This window comes from Streptomyces viridosporus (assembly GCF_002078235.1).
In the GTDB taxonomy this organism is placed as follows: domain Bacteria; phylum Actinomycetota; class Actinomycetes; order Streptomycetales; family Streptomycetaceae; genus Streptomyces; species Streptomyces viridosporus.
In genome coordinates, this window is record NZ_MSGP01000034.1 from 1 (window position 1) to 16132 (window position 16132).

The window sequence follows — 16132 nt, forward strand, 5'->3', positions numbered from 1 at the left end:
CCTTCGGCTGGACGGCGGCCGTCCCGGCCGCCGTCCAGCCGAAGGACGAGGGCGCCTACGTGACCCCGCTGGTGCGCAAGCTCGCCGCCGAGAACGGCGTCGACCTGTCCACCGTCAAGGGCACCGGCGTCGGCGGCCGCATCCGCAAGCAGGACGTCCTCGCCGCCGCCGAGGCCGCGAAGGCCGCCGCCCCGGCCCCGGCTCCGGCCGCCGCCGCGCCCGCCGCGCGGAAGACCCCCGTCCTGGAGGCCTCCCCGCTGCGCGGCCAGACCGTGAAGATGCCGCGGATCCGCAAGGTCATCGGCGACAACATGGTCAAGGCCCTGCACGAGCAGGCCCAGCTGTCCTCGGTCGTCGAGGTCGACGTCACCCGCCTGATGAAGCTGCGCGCCCAGGCGAAGGACTCGTTCGCGGCGCGCGAGGGCGTCAAGCTCTCCCCGATGCCGTTCTTCGTCAAGGCCGCGGCCCAGGCGCTGAAGGCCCACCCGGTCATCAACGCCAAGATCAACGAGGCCGAGGGGACCATCACCTACTTCGACACCGAGAACATCGGTATCGCGGTGGACTCCGAGAAGGGCCTGATGACCCCGGTCATCAAGAACGCCGGTGACCTCAACATCGCCGGCATCGCCAAGGCCACGGCCGAGCTGGCGGGCAAGGTCCGGGGCAACAAGATCACTCCGGACGAGCTGTCCGGCGCGACCTTCACCATCAGCAACACCGGTTCGCGCGGCGCGCTGTTCGACACGATCATCGTGCCTCCGGGCCAGGTCGCGATCCTCGGCATCGGTGCCACGGTGAAGCGCCCGGCCGTCATCGAGACGGAGGAGGGCACGGTCATCGGCGTCCGCGACATGACCTACCTGACCCTCTCCTACGACCACCGCCTGGTGGACGGTGCCGACGCGGCCCGTTACCTGACGGCGGTCAAGGCGATCCTGGAGGCGGGCGAGTTCGAGGTCGAGCTCGGCCTGTGACCCGCGGTCGCTGAACGGCCCCACGTGCCCCCGTCCGGAAACTTCCGGACGGGGGCACCGTCGTATGACGGCCGGCTTCGACCGTGGCGGGCCCTCTCCGGTCGCGTCCGGTCGTGTTCGGTCACACGGCGCGTGTAAGTCTCGTCTCACCTGGGCGCGAGCGCCCCTGTGCGCTCCTTCCGCGCGGCGCGGCGGCCGTATTGTTTCTCAACGTCAAACGCCCTCAGGGGTCCCGTGGGTCCCCGTCTAAGGAGCCCTCATGACCGCGCCCGTCGTCCACTCGCTGCGCGAGCAGATCCGCGAGCACATCCTGGAGGGGATCATCAGCGGACGCTGGCAGCCGGGCGAGCGGATCGTGGAGCGGCGGATCGCGACCGAGCTGGAGGTCAGCCAGACGCCGGTGCGGGAGGCGCTGCGCGAGCTGGAGTCGCTGCGGCTGATCGAGTCGGCGCCGAACAAGGGCGTGCGGGTTCGGAACCTGACGGCCGCCGACCTCGAGGAGAGCTACCCGGTCCGGGCCGGCCTGGAGGCGATCGCCGCGGAACTGGCGGCGGAGCGGCTGGCACGGGACTGCTCGGCGCTGGAGCCGCACGTCGCCGCCCTGTACGAGGCCGACCGCCTGTCCGACGGCACGGGGCAGGTGCGGCACACCGTCGCCTTCCACCGCGAACTGGTCCGCGCGGCCGGCAACTCGGTGCTGCTGCACACCTGGGAGGGCCTGGGCATCGAGGTCTTCACCGCGCTGTCCATCCGCTGGCTGGGCACGGTCCAGCAGTCGTACGCCGAGGAGCACGAGGAACTGGTCGCCGCGTTCCGCCGGCGCGATCCCCGGATCGCGGAACTCGTGAAGGCGCACGTCCTCGGATGTGCGCCCAGAGCGTAGCACCCGAGCAAAGGCCCGCTCATACGCGGTTTCACCTGCGAAAACATGGCAGAAACCCGTCACTCGGTGCCACTTTCGCAGGCACCGCGTGCCTACTTTCTTGTTATCGAGAGGTTTTACCCTTCAACCCTTTGATCGATCATCGATCAGGGGGTTACAGTCGCCAGCGGGCTTCCACCCGAGCCCCGCGCCCTGTCCTGCCAAAGACCAAGGGCACCCCCGAACCCTTACCGATGAGGGAACCCCCTTCGACTGAGGAAGGCGGCGACATGACCGACCCCAACGCCATCCGGCCGAGTGAGCTCGACCAGCTCCCGGACCGCGACCCCGAGGAGACCGCCGAGTGGCAGGCCTCCCTGGACGCCGTCACCGAGGCGGCCGGGCCGCACCGTGCCGCGTACCTGATGCGCCGCACGCTGGAGCACGCCGAGGGTGCCGGCATCGCGCTGCCGAAGCTTCTCGAGACCGACTACATCAACACCATCCCCACCGCCGCCGAGCCCACCGTGGACGGCGACGAGGAGATGGAGGCCCGGATCACCGCGTGGAACCGCTGGAACGCGGCCGCCATGGTGACCCGCGGCAGCAAGTACGGCGTCGGCGGCCACATCGCCACCTTCGCCTCCGCCGCCTGGCTGTACGAGACCGGCTTCAACCACTTCTTCCGGGGCAAGGAGGGTGACGGCTCCGGCGACCAGCTCTACATCCAGGGCCACGCCTCCCCCGGCATCTACGCCCGTGCCTTCCTCGACGGCCGGATCGGCGAGCAGCACCTGGACAACTTCCGCCGCGAGGCCGGCGGCAACGGCCTGCCGTCGTACCCGCACCCGCGCCGCCTGCCCTGGCTGTGGGAGTTCCCGACGGTGTCGATGGGCCTCGGCCCGATCTCCGCGATCTACCAGGCGCGCTTCAACCGCTACCTGACCAACCGCGGCATCAAGGACGTCTCCGACTCCCACGTCTGGGCGTTCCTCGGCGACGGCGAGATGGACGAGCCCGAGTCGACGACCGCGCTCACCCTGGCCGCCCGCGAGCAGCTGGACAACCTCACCTTCGTCGTCAACTGCAACCTGCAGCGCCTGGACGGCCCGGTCCGCGCCAACTTCAAGATCGTGCAGGAGCTGGAGGCCCAGTTCCGCGGCGCCGGCTGGAACGTGGTCAAGACGCTGTGGGGCACCGCCTGGGACGAGCTGTTCCGGCTCGACACCACGGGCGCGCTGGTCCGCCGGCTGCGCGAGGTGCCGGACGCGCAGGTGCAGACGTACCAGACGCGCGACGCCGCCTACATCCGCGAGGACTTCTTCGGCAAGGACCCGGCGCTCGTCGAGATGGCGAAGCTGCTGAGCGACGACAAGATCCTTGAGTGCTTCCACTTCTCCCGCGGCGGCCACGAGCCCCGCAAGGTCTACGCCGCCTACAAGGCCGCGCTCGCCCACAAGGGCGCGCCGACCGTGATCCTGGCGCAGACGGTCAAGGGCCACACCCTCGGTGAGGGCTTCGCCTCGAAGAACGCCAACCACCAGATGAAGAAGCTGACGGCGGACGAGTTCAAGGCGATGCGCGACCGCCTCGGCCTGCCGATCAGCGACAGCGCCTTCGTCGACGGCGAGGTCCCCTACGCCCACCCGGGCGCCGACTCCCCCGAGGTCCGCTACCTCCAGGAGCGCCGCGCCGCCCTCGGCGGCCCGGCCCCGGCCCGCCGCGTCCACCCGGTCGCGCCGCTGCCCCAGCCGGCCGACAAGGCGTTCACCGCCTTCGACAAGGGCTCCGGCTCGCAGAACGTGGCCACCACCATGGCGTTCGTCCGCCTGGTCAAGGACCTGGTCCGCGACAAGGAGACCGGCAGGCGCTGGGTGCCGATCGTCCCCGACGAGGCGCGCACCTTCGGCATGGAGAGCCTCTTCCCCTCCCTCGGCATCTACTCGCCGATGGGCCAGACGTACGAGCCGGTCGACCGCGACCAGCTGATGTACTACAAGGAGGCGAAGAACGGGCAGATCTTCAACGAGGGGATCACCGAGGCCGGTGCCATGGCCGAGTTCATCGCCGCCTCGACGTCGTACGCGACGCACGGCGAGACGATGATCCCGTTCTACATCTACTACTCGATGTTCGGCTGGCAGCGCACCGGCGACCAGATGTGGCAGCTCGGCGACCAGCTCGGCCGCGGCTTCCTGGTCGGCGCCACGGCCGGCCGCACCACGCTGACGGGCGAGGGCCTGCAGCACGCCGACGGCCACTCGCCGGTCATCGCGGCGACCAACCCGGCGGCGCTGACGTACGACCCGGCGTTCGCGTACGAGATCGCGGTCATCGTCAAGGAGGGTCTGCGCCGGATGTTCGGCGAGGCCCGGCCCGGCGAGGACCAGGACGTCTTCTACTACCTGACGGTCTACAACGAGCCGCTGCCGCAGCCCGCCAAGCCGGCCGCCCCCGGCGTCGACGAGGGCATCGTCAAGGGCCTGTACCGCTTCAACACGGCGGAGACGGCGGGTCTGACCCCGGCCGCGAACGCCCCGCGGATCCAGCTCCTGGGCTCCGGTACGGCGATCCACTGGGCGCTGCGGGCACAGCGGCTGCTCGCCGAGGAGTGGGGCGTGGCCGCCGACGTCTGGTCCGCCACCTCCTGGACGGAGCTGCGCCGGGACGCCATGGAGGCGGACGAGGCGCTGCTGCGCGGCGAGGAGCGGGTGCCGTTCGTCCGGCAGGCGCTCCAGGGCGCCGAGGGCCCGGTGCTGGCGGTCTCCGACTACATGCGCCAGGTCCCGGACCAGATCGCGCAGTGGGTCGAGCAGGACTACACGTCGCTGGGCGCCGACGGCTTCGGCCTCTCGGACACCCGTGAGGCGGCCCGCCGCCACTTCGGCGTCGACGCCGAGTCCATCGTCGTCGCGGCCCTGGCCCAGCTCGCCCGGCGCGGCGAGGTGCAGGCGACGGCCGTGAAGGAGGCGCGCGAGCGCTACGGCCTGTAGGAACCGGCCGGTACTCCGGGAGGCCCCCCGCCACGGCGGGGGGCCTCCTGCATGATGGGCCCCATGCGTGCTGCCCGGCTGATCAAGATGGTGCTGCTGCTGCAGTCCCGGCCCTCCATGACCGCCGCCGAGCTGGCCCGGGAGCTGGAGGTGTCGGAGCGGACGGTCACCCGGGACGCGCAGGCGCTGTCGGAGGCCGGGGTGCCGGTGTACGCGGACCGGGGCCGCATCGGGGGGTACCGGCTGGTCGGCGGGTACCGCACGCGGCTGACGGGGCTGGCGCGCAGCGAGGCGGAGGCGCTGTTCCTGTCCGGGGTGCCGGGGGCGCTGCGCGAGATGGGGCTCGAGGACGCCGCCTCGGCGGCCCGGCTGAAGGTGTCGGCGGCGCTGCTGCCGTCCCTGCGGGACGCGTCGCGGACGGCGGCGCAGCGGTTCCACCTGGACGCGCCGAACTGGTTCCGCGAGCCGGAGACCCCCGAGCTGCTGCCGGCGGTCGCGGACGCGGTGTGGGACGACCGGCGGATCACCGCGCGCTACCGGCGCGGCGCGGGGGAGCAGCGGCGGGAGGTCGCGCGGGAGCTGGAGCCCTACGGGCTCGTGCTCAAGGCGGGCGTCTGGTACCTGTGCGCGCGGGTGGCCGGGCACGGGTCCTTCCGGGTCTACCGGATCGACCGGTTCACGGCGGTGGACGCGGGTGAGGAGCGCTTCGAGCGCGAGGAGGAGTTCGACCTGCCCGCGTTCTGGGAGGAGCGGGCCGAGCAGTTCGCGCGCTCGCTCCTGCGCGACCGGGTCGTGGTGCGGCTGTCGCCCGAGGGCGCACGCCGGCTGCCGCACGCCGTGGATCCGCTGTCCGCCCGGGAGGCGCTGGCCGGGGCGGGCGAGCCGGACGGCGACGGGTGGGTGACGCTGACCCTGCCGGTGGAGTCCGAGGAGGTCGCGCACACGCAGCTGACGGCGCTGGGGCCGGAGGTGGAGGTGCTGGAGCCCGGGACGCTGCGGGAGCGGTTCGCCGCCCAGGCGGCCCGCTCGGCGGAGCTGTACCGGCCGCGGCGGACCGCGCCCACTCCGGGTGCGTCCCCCGGCCCCAGGGCCGATGCTTGACGCGTGATGGACGAGACGGAGTTCTGGGAGCTGGTGGACACCGCCCGGGAGGAAGCCGGGGGCGATCCGGAGGAGCAGGCCGACCTGCTCGTGGAGCGGCTCGTGCGCAGGGACCCGGAGGCGGTCCTGGACTTCGCCCGTCACTTCGAGTCCCGCTACCACCGCGCCTACCGCTGGGACCTGTGGGGTGCCGCCTGGGTGCTGCTGGACGGGGCGAGCGACGACGCCTTCGACTTCTTCCGGTGCTGGCTGATCGGCCAGGGCCGCGAGGTCTTCGAGGGCGCCCTGCACGACCCGGACGCGCTCGCCGACCTGCTGGGCGAGTTCGACGAGGAGATCGACGGCGACGGCGAGGACCTCGGCTACGCGGCGGACGAGGCGTACGAGCGGCTCACCGGCACGGTGGCCCCCGACCTGGACCTGCCCCCGGCGCCCGCGGAGCCCGAGGGCACCCCGCTCGACTTCGAGCAGGAAAGCATGCTCGCCGCGCGCTACCCCCGGCTCTGGGAACGCTTCCGGGGCTGACCCCGTCGGCCCGGGCCGCTCAGCGGACCGGGCCGCGGTCCCGGTCCGGCGCGTGGCGCAGCGGTGCCGCGTTCGCCTGGACGAGGGTGGAGGCGGTGTGGGTCGCCGGGCCCAGGACGACGGCCGCGGCGGCGCACAGGGCCGTCCAGGAGCCGCGCAGGGCGTTCATCCAGGCGGGTCTCGGACGGTGGGTGTCGCGGTCGGTGCTCATCGGTCCCCCCTCCGGTCGGCCGTGGTGCGGTACGGCGGGGCGGCGGGCCCCGGGTCACCGGCGGCCCTGCCGTCCTCCCGCGGCGCGCCCCGCCCCTGGAGGCGGGCCGCGCGTTCCCGGATCTCCGGGAGGCGGGCGTGCAGGGCGGCGCCCGGACAGCTGGTCATGTAGCCGTCGCTGTGGCCCGCGACGGCGGGCAGCACGGCGGCGGTGCCCGCCGCGTACCGGCTGCCACCGTTGCTGGAGACCAGCCGGACGTCGGCGCGCGGGTCGGTTCCGGACGTGCCGAGCTTCCAGGCGGCCAGCGCGGCGATCGCGTGCAGCATCTCGGGCGACACGGAGACGCCCTCGGTGAAGGTGCCGAGCGCGGCGATGCCCGTGGTGCGGTGGTTGAAGCCCTGGGTGTGGGCGCCGGTGACGGGGCGGTCGACGCCGCCCGCGCGGCCCTCGTAGACGGTGCCGCAGCGGTCGACGACGAAGTTGTAGCCGAGGTCGTCCCAGTCGCGGCCGAGGGTCTGGCCCTCGTACAGGTGCCGGATGATGCCGGGCGCGTCGGCGCAGTCGTAGCCGTTGGGCGAGTCGGTGTGGTGGACGAAGACGGCGACGACCTCGTCGTCGTAGCGCGGGGGCGGCTGCTCGCGGGCGGCGTCGCCGAGCCAGGCCGAGCGCGGCACGACCGGCGGCCGGGGTGCGGTGTGGGCGGGCGGCGTGGTGCGCGCGACGGTGCCGGCGGTGGACTCGGCGGCGTGCTCGACGCCATGGGCGCACAGCACCAGGGCGACGGCCGCGGCGAGGCCCGGCAGACAGCCGAGCGGCACCGCGACGGCCCTGGGCAGTCCCGGAGTGCGGGACCTGCCTCCGGGTAGCCGGGAGGGACGGCGCACCCGCGCCCCCCTCGGTCTTCTGGGGACACGCATGGTCCCACTGTGTGCGCGCACCGCCCCGTCCGCGATATGTGGTGTGCCACCTGGTGGAACCATCGTCCGGGTGCGCCGCGTTTTCCCTGGTGCACGCGCGCGTGGCCGTTCTCCGGCGGCCGTCCGCGCGCGTGGCTGATCACCGGGCCCCTCCCCCACGTATGAGGGGGCCCGAGAGAAAGGCGGCGTGCGTGGACCTGCTCGACATCCTGCTGTTGCTGGTCGTCCTGGCCTACGCGGCGTCCGGTTACCGGCGCGGACTGCTGGCGGGCTGCGTGTCGCTGGCCGGTTTCGTGGGCGGCGCGGTCGTCGGCGTGTGGATCCTGCCCTGGGTGATGGACCTGGTGACGCCGGGGACGACCCGGGCGACGGTGGCGGCCGTGTTCACGGTGCTGCTGCCGGCGGTGGTGGGCCACGAGCTGGCGGGGAGGCTGGCGCTCAGGCTGCGGCGCGAGCTGGACCGGGGGCCGCTGCGGGTGGCGGACGGGATCGGCGGGGCGCTGGCCAACTCGGTGGCCGTGCTGATCGTGGCGTGGGTGGCCGCGAGCGTGCTGGGCGCCTCCTCCTCCCCGCTGGTCACCTCGGCGATCCGGGACTCGCGGCTGCTCGGCGCGGTGCAGGACGTGATGCCGGAGACCACTCCGGGATGGTTCTCGCGGGCCACCTCGGCGCTGACGGAGGCGGGTTTCCCGCAGGTCTTCAACCCGTTCGAGAACGAGTCGACCGCCGAGGTCGCCGAGCCCTCCGGCGACAGCGTCACGGCGGCCGCGACCCGGGCCGCCCAGCGCAGCACGGTGAAGGTGGAGGGCGTCGCGGGCCTCCAGGGCCGCGAGGGCAGCGGCTTCGTGTACGCACGCGAGCGCGTGATGACCAACGCCCACGTGGTGGCCGGGATCGACGAGCCGACGGTGCGGGTCGGCGGGGTCGGGCGGGCCTACGAGGCGCGGGTGGTGCTGTTCGACCCGCAGAAGGACGTGGCCGTGCTGTACGTGCCCGACCTGCGGGCGCCGGTGCTGCGGTTCGACGACGAGGCCGGGCGCGGCGACTCGGCGGTCGTCGCGGGCTATCCGCAGGACGGCGACCTGAACCTGCAGGCGGCCACGGTGGCGAGCCGGGTGCAGGCCCGGGGGCAGAACATCTACAACGACCGGACGGTCGTCCGTGAGATCTACTCGATCCGCTCGACCGTCCGCCCCGGCAACTCCGGCGGGCCGCTGCTGACCACCGACGGCCGGGTGTACGGCGTGGTGTTCGCCCGTTCCACCTCGGACACCGAGACCGGCTACGTGCTGACGGCGGACGAGGTGGCGGACGACGCCGCGCGCGCGGCGAACGCGACGGCGCCGGTGGACACCGGGGACCTGGTCACCTCGTAGGGCGGTCGTCCCGTGGGGCGCCGCCGGGGTCGGCTCCGAGCAGGGAACGCCCCATCAGGACGTCGTCGACGTACGCCCCGTCGAGGTGGAACTCCTCCGGCTGCACGCCCTCCACGACGAAGCCCTCGGACGCGTACAGCGCGCGGGCGGCGGTGTTGTGGCCGAGGACGCGCAGGGTGAGGCGGCGGGCGCCCCGCCGGCGGGCCTCCGCCACGGCGGCCCGCACCAGGGCCCGGCCGATCCCCCTGCCGCGCGCCTCCTCGGCGACGGCGAGGCCGTGGATCTGCCGGACGTGCGCGTTGGAGGCGAGCCGTGTGGGGAAGCCGAGCCGGACGTAGCCGACGGGGCGGCCCTCGTGCTCGGCGACGAGGTGGTCGTCCGGCCCGCAGTGCTCGCGGAAGAAGGGGTCGTGCGGCCCCGGCGGCGGTGCGACCGCGTGCAGGGGGGACCAGGTCGCGCGGTCGAGGCGGGCCAGTTCCGCCTCGTCGTCGGGGCGGGCGGTGCGTATGTACGGCTCGGGCATGGGCGTCACTGTACGTCGGGCGGGCGCGTGGCCGACCGTGATTCGCGGGCGGCCGGGGGCAGGATGGGACCCATGGAACGTTCCCGAATCGCGGTGGCCGGCGCGTCCGGTCTCATCGGCGACGCGCTGGTCCGGTCCCTGACCTCCGACGGGCACCAGGTCCGCCGTCTGGTGCGGCGTGCGCCCCGGGCGGCGGACGAGGTCCGGTGGGACCCGGAGCGGGGGTCCGTGGACGCCGCCGGGCTCGCCGGGTGCGACGCCGTGGTCAACCTCGCGGGGGCCGGGGTGGGCGACCGGCGCTGGACGGCGCAGTACAAGGAGCTGATCCGCACCAGTCGGGTGCGGGGCACGGCCGCGCTCGCCGGGGCCGTCGCGGAACTGGCCGAGGACGTGCGGCCCCGGGTGTTCGTGAACGGCAGCGCGATCGGCTACTACGGCGACACCGGTGACCGGGCGGTCGACGAGAGCGCGCCGCCCGGGGAGGGCTTCCTGCCGTCCCTGTGCGTGGAGTGGGAGGCCGCCGCGGCACCGGCGCGGGAGGCGGGCGTGCGGACGGTGTTCGCGCGGACCGGGCTGGTGGTGGCCCGCGGGGGCGGCGCGTGGGGCAGGCTCTTCCCGCTGTTCCGGGCCGGGTTGGGCGGGCGGCTGGGCGACGGGCGCCAGTACTGGTCGTTCATCGCGCTGCACGACGAGGTGGCCGCGCTGCGCCATCTGCTGGACACCGACGGGCTGTCCGGGCCGTTCAACCTGACCGCCCCGCACCCGCTGACCAACCGTGAGATCACGGAGGCGATGGCCCGTGTGCTGCGCCGGCCGACGGTGTTCGCGGTGCCCGCGCCCGTACTGCGGGCGGTGCTCGGCGAGATGGCCGGGGACGTGCTGGGCAGTGCCCGGGTGCTGCCGGCCCGTCTGCTGGAGTCCGGCTTCCGGTTCGCCTTCCCGGAGATCGAGGGGGCGGTCAGGGCGGCCCTGTGAGCGCGTACGAGCACGCACGAGCACGTACGACCGCGGTCCGCACGGAACCGACCCCCCTGTGACCACACCGTGCCCATCCGGCGTGCCCGTGCGACCGCCGTGCGCCCGTGCTCTGCCGATGCGCGACTGACCGCGACCGATCACGGCCTTAGCCTCAAGCCGAACTCGGGTATTCCTGGGGCCTGTTGAGGGCATGACGTTTCCAGCGCCCGCGCAACCTCGAGGAGGGGCACGTGCTTGAGCCCACGTACCAGGCGGACGTCGTCGTCGTGGGAGCCGGGGTCGCCGGACTCTCCGCGGCGCGACGACTGACCAGCGCAGGAGTCACCACCATGGTCCTGGAGGCCGCCCCCGAGGTGGGCGGCCGCATGACGACCGAGAAGGTCGACGGCTTCCGGCTCGACCGGACCGGGCCGTTGCTGTCCACCGCGTATCCCGAACTACGACTGGCCCCGGGCCTCGACGGGCTCGTCCTGCGTCCCTTCGCGCCCGGCGTCCTGCTGCACAGCGACGGACGGCACCACCGCGCGGGCGTGCAGTCCGGCACGTGGGGCGGGAGTGCCCGAGGCGCGAGGGGCGCACTCCATGCGGTGCGCGCTCTGGCGAGCGCCCCGCGGCCGGCTCCCGGTCCGCGCAGGCCGGTGGCCGTGCCCGGACGGCAGGTGTCCGTACCGCGCAGCCGCACCGGCGCCCCGCTGGGCACGGCGGTCGACCAGGCGCGGCTGGGCGCCGCGTTCACGAAGCTGGCGGACACGCCCGTGGAACGGCTGCTGGCCCGGCCCGAGCTGCCCGTCGCCGAGGCGCTGGTGGCCCGGGGCCTGCCCGCCCGCACCATCGACGGCTTCCTGCGTCCGCTGCTCGCCGCCCTGCTGTGCGACCCGGAGCTCACCACCTCCAGCCGGTGCGCGGACCTCGCGCTGCGGGCCTTCGCGCGCGGGCGGCTGTGTCTGCCGGAGGGCGGCGCCGAGGCGCTGCCGGAGCGGCTGGCCCGGACGCTGCCGCCGGGCACGGTGCACACGGGGGTGCGGGTCACCGCCGTGTCGACGACCTCGGTGACCACCGCGGAGCACGGCGAGTTCCGCTGCCGCGCGGTGCTGATCGCCACCGGCGCGCGGTCCGCCGCCGAGCTGCTGCCCGGTCTGCGCGTACCGGGCTTCCACCCGGTGACGGTGGTGCACCACACGGCCGACGAGCCGCCGGCGACCGGCACCTCGCTGCTGCTCGACGCCGACCGGGGCGGCCCGGTCGCCCACACGGCGGTGACCGGCCGGGTCGACCCGTCCAGGGCGCCGGCCGGCCGCACGCTGGTGTCCTCGACGGTCCTGGGCCCGCCCCCGGCCCAGGTGGACACGGCCGTCCGCATGCACCTGGCCCGGTTGTACGGGACGTCGACCGCCCGCTGGGAGACGCTCGCCGTGCACCACACCGCCGAGGCGGTGCCCGCCATGCGGCCCCCGCACGATCTGCGCCGTCCGGTGCGGCTGCTGGCGGGCCTGTACGTGTGCGGCGACCACCGGGACACCGGCACGGTCCAGGGCGCCCTGCACTCGGCCCACCGCGCCTCGGCCGCGATCCTCGCGGACCTGGGCGCGGACCGCCCCCTGCACACGGCGGACCCCCTGCCCACGGCACGGGCGGCCTGACCGCGGACGGCCCGACCACGGGCGGCCGTACGCCCGCCGCGGCCCCGTCGGCCGGGTCCTCTCCGGCCCGGCGGTCGGCGGCGGGCCGCGCGGGCGGGTCAGCCGTAGGCCGCGACCCGGTCGCGGTAGGTGCGCACGGCGGCCGCGTCGCGGTAGGGCTCCAGTCGGCGCTCGAAGTCCCGGACGTACTCCACCGCCCGCACCGAGCGCATCTCCGTCGCCTGCCCGGCCGCCTCGGCGGCGAGCTGGCAGGCCTGGTCGAGTTCGCCGAGACCGAGACGGGCGGTGGCCAGGACCACCCGGCACAGCAGGCGGTTGCGGGCGTGGCCCGGGGCGCGCAGCTGCAGGGAGCGCTCCGCGTGCTGGGCGGCGGCGCGGAACTGCTGGAGGTCCCGGTGGCAGTGGCCGAACTCGTCGGCGAGCTGTGCCTCGTCGAAGCAGCGCGCCCAGTGCGGCGCCTCGTCGCCGGTCCGGGCGCCCTCCAGCGCGCGTTCGGCGCGCACCAGCGCGGCGGTGCAGGCCCGCACCTCGCCGAGCACCGCGTGCCCGCGCGCCTCGGCGGCGTGCAGCAGGGCCTGGACCACGGGCGGCGCGGAGCTCCCCGCGCCCTGCTGGGCGACCCGCGCGAGCTGGACGGCCTCCCGCCCGTGGGCGAGGTAGACGGCCTGCCGGCTCATGGTGACGAGCACGTACGCGCCGTAGGCCCGGTCCCCGGCCGCCTGCGCGAGCCGGAGCGCCTGCACGAAGTAGCGCTGGGCGAGCCCGTGCGCGGCGATGTCGTAGGACGTCCAGCCGGCCAGCCGGGTCAGCTCGGCGGCGGCCGCGAACAGGCGCCGGCCGGTCTGCTCGCCGTAGGTGCCGCGCAGCATCGGCTCGCACTCGTGCTCCAGGTAGCGCACCAGGGCCTGGCGGGCGTGGCCGCCGCCGTAGGCGTCGTCGAGGGTGCGGAACAGCTCGCCGACCGAGCGCAGCGCGGCGATGTCGCCGCCGGTGACCCGCTGGCCGGGGCCGCGTTCGGCCGTGCCGCGCCGGCGGGCGGCGGAGTCGGGCGGCCCCGGGGGGCGGAGGGCGGGCGGGCGGCCCTGGGCGGGGACGCGCACCGGCTGCTCGGCCCGGGCCACCTTCTCGTCCGCGCGGCCGATGAGCCAGTCCCGGCTGGGGACGACGAGTCCGGCGGAGGTGAAGGCGATCTTGCGCAGTTCGGCGTGGCTCCCGGAGTCCTTGCGCCACAGCCCGCTGACGATGTCGACGGCCTCCTCGGGAGTGGCGGCGAACTCCAGGCCCGCGTACACGGGGGCGCAGGCGTCCAGGCCGAGGTCCTGTGCGGTCAGGCGCCGGCCGAGACGCCGGGTGAAGACCTCGGCGATGAGCGCCGGGGTGGTGCCCCGCGGCTGTTGTCCGCGCAACCAGCGGGTGACGGACGTCTTGTCGTATCTCAGGTCGAGCCCGTGTTCGAGACCGAGCTGGTCCACGCGACGGGCGAGTCCCGCGTTGGAGAACCCCGCTTCTGCGATGAGCGCGGCGAGCTGTCGGTTGGGGGTGCGCTGCGCGGGTCGTTCCGTCATCTGTGGTGCGGTCTCCTGCCTTCCGGTCAGCGATGCGCCCGGATTGCTGTGAGCGGTCCTCACGGCCTCATGGACGGCGCGAATGTAGCGGAGAGTGAGCAGTCGATCGCACTTCTCGATACACATTCATCCGATCGTGTGAGGAATGATCCGAAAGCTGACGGGTAGGAACCGTCGTCGCCCCGCCCCGGCACCCCCGTCGGCCGCTCCTCCCGGACCGGTCGTACGGTCGTACAGTGGCGTGGGTGCGTTGTGTGCCTGACGACTTCCAGGGAGGCACTTGCCGTGAGTGAGTTGCGGTTCGTCCGGATGGGCTTCGGGACCGAGGCCGTGGACTACCGGGTGGCCTGGGACGAGCAGCGCCGGGTGCACGCGGCGCGGTTCGCCGACGAGATCCCCGACACCGTGCTCCTCCTGGAGCACCCCCCGGTCTACACCGCCGGCCGGCGCACCGAGGACGGCGAGCGGCCCCTGGACGGCACCCCGGTCATCGACGTGGACCGCGGCGGGAAGATCACCTGGCACGGCCCCGGCCAGCTGGTGGGCTACCCGATCCAGAAGCTGCCCCGCCCGGTGGACGTGGTCGCGCACGTCCGGCGCCTGGAGGAGGCGCTGCTGCGCACCTGCGCGGAGTTCGGCCTGGAGGCCACCCGGATCGAGGGCCGCAGCGGGGTGTGGGTGCTGGGCGACCCGGTCGAACGGCGCCCGGCGCTCGGCGGCCTCTCCCTGGACTTCGACCCCCGGCTGCACGACGAGGAGTTCGACCCCCGGCTCAACGGCCCGGAGTACGCGCCCTCCAACGCCGGCCAGCGCCGCGAGGACCGCAAGATCGCCGCGATCGGCATCCGCGTGGCCAAGGGCGTCACCATGCACGGCTTCTCGCTGAACGTGAACCCCGACAACCAGTGGTTCGACCGGATCATCCCGTGCGGCATCCGCGACGCGGGCGTCACCTCGCTGGCGCACGAGCTGGGCCGCGACATCACCGTCGACGAGGTGCTGCCGGTCGTGGAGCGGCACCTGCGGGACATCCTGGAGAACGCGGAGCTCAAGCCGCGGGAGATCGAGCGGGCGACCGCCTGACCGACGGGGAGGGAACCCGTCGGTCGGAGGTCGGCCCTCGGGGCAGGCCCCACAAACACGGGCGTACCCTGGTGTACGCCGAAGAATCGAAGCTAGGGAGCCGACGTGTCCGCAGTCGCACCCGACGGACGCAAGTTGCTGCGCCTGGAGGTCCGCAACAGTCAGACCCCCATCGAGCGCAAGCCCGAGTGGATCAAGACCCGGGCGAAAATGGGTCCCGAGTACTCCAAGATGCAGAGCCTCGTCAAGAGCGAGGGCCTGCACACGGTCTGCCAGGAAGCCGGCTGTCCGAACATCTACGAGTGCTGGGAGGACCGCGAGGCGACCTTCCTCATCGGCGGTGACCAGTGCACCCGGCGCTGCGACTTCTGCCAGATCGACACCGGCCGCCCCGAGGCCCTCGACCGCGACGAACCGCGCCGCGTGGGCGAGTCCGTGGTCACCATGGACCTGAACTACGCCACCATCACCGGCGTCGCCCGCGACGACCTGGAGGACGGCGGCGCCTGGCTGTACGCCGAGACCGTGCGCCAGATCCACACGCAGACCGCGGACCGCGCGGACGGCCGCACCAAGGTCGAGCTGCTCGCCCCCGACTTCAACGCGGTCCCCGAACAGCTCGAGGAGGTCTTCTCCTCGCGCCCCGAGGTCTTCGCGCACAACGTCGAGACGGTGCCGAGGATCTTCAAGCGGATCCGCCCCGGCTTCCGTTACGACCGCTCCCTGAAGGTCATCACCGCCGCCCGGGACTACGGCCTGGTCACCAAGTCGAACCTGATCCTCGGCATGGGCGAGACCCGCGAGGAGGTCGGCGAGGCGCTGAGGCAGCTGCACGACGCCGGTTGCGAGCTGGTCACCATCACGCAGTACCTGCGCCCGTCGGTGCGCCACCACCCCGTCGAGCGCTGGGTGAAGCCGGCCGAGTTCGTGGAGCTGAAGGAGGAGGCCGAGCAGATCGGCTTCTCCGGCGTGATGTCCGGCCCGCTGGTCCGCTCCTCGTACCGCGCCGGCCGCCTGTACCGGATGGCGGTCGAGAAGCGGGGCGCGTACGTGGCCTCCCAGGCCGTCTGACGCGGTGTCACCGGTCCCGCCCCGCGCCGGGCGGCACGGCGTGTGAAGTCACGCACAAGGAGCTACCCGCCGGTCACGGCCGAGAGCACGCGGCCCCGACCGTCCTCGCAGATGAGGGCGGCACTCGGGGCCGCTTCGGCGTTCCGGACCGGCCCACCGGGGCTTCATCCCTGTTTGACCGGTCGGTCACGCCCTGGTAACACCAATCAGTGACCCTGGAATCACACCACGTACCCGTACCCGGAGTACCGAAGGGGACCTCCGCCATGCAGGCCGCTCCCGTCCGCGCCACCGCCATCCCGTCCTTCAC

Annotated in this window: 14 protein-coding genes; 10 read left to right on the plus strand and 4 right to left on the minus strand. The window is 73.8% G+C overall.

Annotated elements, in window-relative coordinates:
• From sucB to B7L92_RS02560, 5 genes are all read left to right on the plus strand, one after another.
• On the plus strand, positions 1–977 hold a 977-nt coding region (gene sucB / locus B7L92_RS02540), incomplete at its 5' end, for a 2-oxoglutarate dehydrogenase, E2 component, dihydrolipoamide succinyltransferase (protein ID WP_107501351.1).
• 259 nt (positions 978–1236) lie between these two features.
• Positions 1237–1860 carry a GntR family transcriptional regulator gene (locus B7L92_RS02545; RefSeq protein WP_004989028.1) on the plus strand — a complete coding sequence of 208 codons (624 nt, stop codon included), beginning with the start codon at positions 1237–1239 and terminating at the stop codon, positions 1858–1860.
• Positions 1861–2129: 269 nt separating this feature from the next.
• Entirely contained in the window at positions 2130–4832 is a 2703-nt protein-coding gene (gene aceE, locus B7L92_RS02550) for a pyruvate dehydrogenase (acetyl-transferring), homodimeric type (RefSeq protein ID WP_081235871.1), read from the plus strand.
• Positions 4833–4895: 63 nt separating this feature from the next.
• Positions 4896–5933: a helix-turn-helix transcriptional regulator gene (locus B7L92_RS02555; RefSeq protein ID WP_081235872.1), complete on the plus strand. Its 1038-nt coding sequence runs from the start codon at positions 4896–4898 to the stop codon at positions 5931–5933.
• A 6-nt stretch (positions 5934–5939) separates the two neighbouring features.
• On the plus strand, positions 5940–6458 hold the full coding sequence (locus tag B7L92_RS02560; RefSeq protein WP_081235873.1) for a DUF4240 domain-containing protein: 519 nt from the start codon (positions 5940–5942) through the stop codon (positions 6456–6458).
• 19 nt (positions 6459–6477) lie between these two features.
• Here the strand turns inward: B7L92_RS02560 and B7L92_RS02565 are convergent, their stop codons facing one another.
• Together B7L92_RS02565 and B7L92_RS02570 are read right to left on the minus strand one after the other, a co-directional pair.
• On the minus strand, positions 6478–6669 hold the full coding sequence (locus B7L92_RS02565; protein ID WP_081235874.1) for a hypothetical protein: 192 nt from the start codon (positions 6667–6669) through the stop codon (positions 6478–6480).
• Positions 6666–7487, minus strand: coding sequence for a peptidoglycan recognition protein family protein (locus B7L92_RS02570; protein WP_255310720.1), 822 nt, complete (start codon positions 7485–7487; stop codon positions 6666–6668). Before B7L92_RS02570 ends, B7L92_RS02565 begins: the two co-directional genes overlap by 4 nt.
• A 290-nt stretch (positions 7488–7777) precedes the next feature.
• Here B7L92_RS02570 and B7L92_RS02575 point away from each other — a divergent pair, with 290 nt between their 5' ends.
• Entirely contained in the window at positions 7778–8962 is a 1185-nt protein-coding gene (locus B7L92_RS02575; protein WP_081235876.1) for a MarP family serine protease, read from the plus strand.
• Here the strand turns inward: B7L92_RS02575 and B7L92_RS02580 are convergent.
• A complete protein-coding gene (locus B7L92_RS02580; protein ID WP_081235877.1) occupies positions 8952–9485 on the minus strand; it encodes a GNAT family N-acetyltransferase in 534 nt (177 codons plus the stop codon). The genes B7L92_RS02575 and B7L92_RS02580 overlap by 11 nt on opposite strands.
• Positions 9486–9557: 72 nt before the next feature.
• Here B7L92_RS02580 and B7L92_RS02585 point away from each other — a divergent pair, with 72 nt between their 5' ends.
• Positions 9558–10460 (plus strand): TIGR01777 family oxidoreductase, encoded by a 903-nt coding sequence (locus B7L92_RS02585; protein WP_081235878.1) that lies wholly within the window; start codon positions 9558–9560, stop codon positions 10458–10460.
• A gap of 233 nt (positions 10461–10693) precedes the next feature.
• Positions 10694–12103 carry an NAD(P)/FAD-dependent oxidoreductase gene (locus B7L92_RS02590; protein WP_081235879.1) on the plus strand — a complete coding sequence of 470 codons (1410 nt, stop codon included), beginning with the start codon at positions 10694–10696 and terminating at the stop codon, positions 12101–12103.
• 98 nt (positions 12104–12201) lie between these two features.
• Here the strand turns inward: B7L92_RS02590 and B7L92_RS02595 are convergent, their stop codons facing one another.
• Entirely contained in the window at positions 12202–13668 is a 1467-nt protein-coding gene (locus B7L92_RS02595) for an NsdA family TPR-like regulatory protein (RefSeq protein WP_081235880.1), read from the minus strand.
• Between the two features lie 285 nt (positions 13669–13953).
• Between B7L92_RS02595 and lipB the strand changes: the two genes are divergently transcribed.
• Together lipB and lipA are read left to right on the plus strand one after the other, a co-directional pair.
• Positions 13954–14751, plus strand: coding sequence for a lipoyl(octanoyl) transferase LipB (gene lipB, locus B7L92_RS02600; RefSeq protein WP_081235881.1), 798 nt, complete (start codon positions 13954–13956; stop codon positions 14749–14751).
• A gap of 105 nt (positions 14752–14856) precedes the next feature.
• Complete coding sequence (gene lipA, locus B7L92_RS02605) at positions 14857–15822, plus strand: lipoyl synthase (RefSeq protein ID WP_081235882.1); 966 nt, start codon at positions 14857–14859, stop codon at positions 15820–15822.
• Positions 15823–16132: the final 310 nt, after the last annotated feature.